Source organism: Paenarthrobacter sp. CM16, from assembly GCF_013179505.1.
Taxonomy (GTDB): Bacteria; Actinomycetota; Actinomycetes; order Actinomycetales; family Micrococcaceae; genus Arthrobacter.
The window spans coordinates 1-2,816 of sequence record NZ_JABMCX010000438.1; the positions used below are offsets into that span (position 1 = coordinate 1).

Consider the following 2,816-nt stretch of genomic DNA (forward strand, 5'->3'; position numbering starts at 1 on the left):
CCGAAGAAGACCGCTTCGCACCCTTCCGCTGGGCAGCGGATCCCTCCTGGCCGTGGGTGGATCCCGCCAGCCATTTTGGGCTGGCTGCCAATGCGGCCGTGGGCGACATCCTGGACTTGCCCAACATCCGGGAAGTGCGGGCCGCGGGGCTGAGTTCCGCTGCCGGTGTGGCCAGCGCGGAGGGTATGGCGAGGATCTATGCTGCGGCGCTGACGGGCTTGGCGGGCTCCGGGGATCCCGCGCCCCTCCTGACTGAAGAGACAATCCGGACGGTGTCCGCCGAACAGATCTTCGGGATTGACCGCGTCTTTGGTGAGACCGGCTGCTTCGCCACCGTTTTCATGAAGTCCCACGCCCGGATGCCGTTCGGCAGTTACCGCGCGTTCGGGCACGACGGCGCCAGCGCATCTTTGGGGTTCGCGGACCCTGTGTATGAACTCGGCTTTGGGTACGTGCCACAAGCGGCGGAGCCCGGGGGAGTGGGGTGCCGCAACTTCCAGTTGAGCTCGGCGGTGCGGGAGGTGATCGAGGGGCTCGCTGTTTAGCTTTGCTGTGCTGCCGGGACTCCTGCCGCCATTCCTGCCCACAAGGTGTCTGTGGTGGCAGTGACGACGTCTTCCACGGAATTCCCGTCCAGGTGCCCGCCGGCGGCGAGGAGGGCGGTTCCGTGAAGGCTTACGAAGCACACCATGGCCAGTGTTTCGGGGTCGCCTGCGGCCAATACGCCTGCCTCCTGCGCCTCGGTGATCATGGCTCGGGCAACGTGTATTCCTTGTGCACCAGTGCTTCTTAGCTCATCACTGGAATCGGGGTGGTGTTTGGTGGAGTACATCACCGTCAGCAGGGCGGGGTGCTCAACAGCAAAGTCGACGTAGGCTTTGCCGATCCCCACGAATCGGCCCCGGAGTTCGTGCCCGGATTGCGCGGCATCTTGGATGCGGCGATTCATTGACTCAAAGCCAGCCAATGCCACGGCGTCAATCAAAGCCTGCTTGTCACGGAAGTGCTTGGCCGGGGCGCCGTGGCTGACATTCACATCCCGGGCCAGTTGACGTAGGGAAAGTCCTTCCACGCCGGCTTCTTCGATGGTCTCCATGGCGCGTTCCAAGAGGGCCTCGCGAAGTTTGCCATGGTGGTACGGCTGGGCAGTCATGGATAGAGTCTAAGCCAATGTAGTCATTGACAACAAAGTAGACGCTGCCTACCATGTAGACAGCGACTACATTAGTCTCCGACTCAACCGATGGGATTCCGCCATGACCATGACTTACCAAGGCACTACTGCTCTGATTACGGGCGCCAGTTCCGGCCTCGGCGCTGAATTCGCCGGACAGTTTGCTGCGCGAGGCTCCAATCTTGTCTTGGTGGCCAGGCGCGCGGACCGCATGGAGGAGTTGGCCCGGGACCTGCGCTCCCGCCACGGTGTCACAGTGACCGTGTTGCCCTTGGACCTGGGCCAGGCAGGGGCGGGACGCGAGCTCTTCAACGAACTGGCCGGCCGCGGTATCGCCGTGGACACGCTGATCAATAATGCAGGTTTCGCAACCCATGGTCCTTTGGTGGAGGAGGACCCTGAGACCATTGCCTCGGAGATCTCCCTGAACGTGGCTGCCTTGGTGGACATTACCCGGGCATTCCTCCCCGGTTTGCTGGCCTCCGGGAAGGGCTCCCTGGTGAACGTGGCCAGTACTGCCGCGTTCCAGCCCATCCCCGGTATGGCCGTTTACGGCGCCACCAAGGCCTTCGTTCTGAGCTTCACCGAAGCCGTTGCCCACGAAACCAAGAACTCTGGACTCAGCGTCCTGGCCCTTTGCCCCGGTGCGACGAGCACTGAGTTCTTTGAAGTCCTCGGTGGTGAATCCGCGGCAGTTGGCAAGATGCAGACCCCTGCGCAGGTGGTCGGCACTGCGCTCAAGGCACTCGATCGCAAGGACACGCCCGGCAGCGTGGTTTCGGGTTGGGTCAACCGGGTTACCGCCGGGTTCGCCCAGCGTATGCCGAGGGCTGTTACCGTCGCCATCGCTGCCCGGGCCGTTCAGGACTGGTAGTACTGGTAGGTCCGGCCACCGGTGCTTCCGGATCCGGAACACCGGATAGCCTGAGCATGGGACCAATCCCCGTTGGTCCCATGCCCAACCCGGAGGCCAGTATGACCGAACCACGCTTCACCGTAGAAACAGCCCAAGTCTTGGCGGAGGTGGCCCACAACCGGCAGAAGGACAAGCTCAAGCGGCCGTACCGCGAGCATGTCCTGGCTGTTGGCGACGCACTCGCCGACTTCGACGACGACATCCGGATTGCCGGCTACCTTCACGACATCGCCGAGGACACTCCCATCACCAGGCAAGCCCTGTTGGAAATGGGAGTGTCGGAGCGGGCGGTGGACATCATTGAGCGCGTCACCCGCCGGTTCCACGACGACCCCGATGATTACGACGCCGGCATCCGTTTCGTTGCGGAGGACCACGACGCCACGTTGGTGAAGATCGCGGACAATGCCCACAATTCCCTGCCGGAGAGGGTCAAAGCGCTTGCTGAAAAGTGGCCGGACAAGCCCCCGGTCACCCGCTATGCCGATGCCCGCCCCGTGCTGTACACGGCTGTTCCCCGCGAAGAGGTCCGGATGATCCTGGAGCGGATCAACCCCTATCTGCTCCGCGAATTGGACGAGATCGCCCCCGAGTAACCCCTGCCCCCTCCGTTGTGGGGCCTGTTTTGCGTGCTTGGTGTGGGTTTTGGGGTGTTTTGCGGGCCCCGCAACGTGAGGGTTGGTGGGTTGTGGGGCCTGTTTTGCGTGCTTGGTGTGGGTTTTGGGG

4 protein-coding genes are annotated in these 2,816 nt (G+C 63.1%); 3 read left to right on the plus strand and 1 reads right to left on the minus strand.

Annotated elements, in window-relative coordinates:
* Nucleotides 1-545 (plus strand): serine hydrolase (locus HP499_RS23070; RefSeq protein WP_375154269.1); only part of this gene is annotated, 545 nt, incomplete at its 5' end.
* Here HP499_RS23070 and HP499_RS23075 read toward each other — a convergent pair.
* Complete coding sequence (locus tag HP499_RS23075) at nucleotides 542-1,153, minus strand: TetR/AcrR family transcriptional regulator (protein WP_172326394.1); 612 nt, start codon at nucleotides 1,151-1,153, stop codon at nucleotides 542-544. The genes HP499_RS23070 and HP499_RS23075 overlap by 4 nt on opposite strands.
* Nucleotides 1,154-1,256: 103 nt before the next feature.
* Between HP499_RS23075 and HP499_RS23080 the strand changes: the two genes are divergently transcribed.
* Complete coding sequence (locus HP499_RS23080; RefSeq protein ID WP_172326395.1) at nucleotides 1,257-2,048, plus strand: SDR family oxidoreductase; 792 nt, start codon at nucleotides 1,257-1,259, stop codon at nucleotides 2,046-2,048.
* A gap of 101 nt (nucleotides 2,049-2,149) precedes the next feature.
* The gene (locus tag HP499_RS23085) at nucleotides 2,150-2,686 is read left to right on the plus strand and encodes a phosphohydrolase (protein WP_172326396.1); all 537 of its coding nucleotides are present in this window, start codon (nucleotides 2,150-2,152) and stop codon (nucleotides 2,684-2,686) included.
* Nucleotides 2,687-2,816: the final 130 nt, after the last annotated feature.